This is a genomic window from Salmonella sp. SG203, from assembly GCF_013350575.1.
GTDB classification, from domain to species: Bacteria; Pseudomonadota; Gammaproteobacteria; order Enterobacterales; family Enterobacteriaceae; genus Salmonella; species Salmonella enterica.
This window is the reverse complement of sequence record NZ_SNMT01000101.1, coordinates 1-573: the sequence shown is the minus strand read 5'-3', so window position 1 is coordinate 573 and position 573 is coordinate 1. Positions and strand designations below refer to the sequence as shown.

Here is a 573-nt window from a genome sequence, read left to right as displayed (position 1 = left end):
GGTCAGTGCAGTGAAAATTGCAGACCAGCTGAATAACGGAACCAGTGTGACGGTGGATACGCACGGAACGGGTACTCAGGGCGGGAACATTACGGTTAATGCGGATATCAGCAAGACAAAAGGCGGGGATGCCACGCTGACGCTGAACGCAGACAACAGCATCAACATCACGAATCATACTATAAGCTCCACCGCAGATAAGCTGGATGTCAACCTGTATGCGGCGGGAAGTGCTGACGGTACCCTCACGCTGAACCACGCAACGGTATCGACAAACGGCGGAAATATTGCGCTGGGAATGAAGCCGGCCACAACCGGTACCAGTGTATCAACCGGGGTGGTCCTTAACATCAGTAATCACACGGCCCTGAATGCGGCAGCCGACAGCAGTCCGTCTGCATTGACCAACGGTAACATCACCCTGACGGCGAACAAAGGGGCAACTCTGAGCAGTGTGAATCTGACGGGGAACAACATCACGATTACTGCCAGCAGCAGTACGGCTGATGCACTGTCGATAAGCGGTCAGAGTAAACTGAACGCAGACACGAATCTGACGGTGTCCGGGGTGAG

At 54.3% G+C, this 573-nt stretch carries 1 pseudogene; it reads left to right on the top strand.

What is annotated here, in order from left to right:
• Positions 1 to 573: pseudogene (locus HV477_RS27990) on the top strand (filamentous hemagglutinin); the annotation flags it as partial.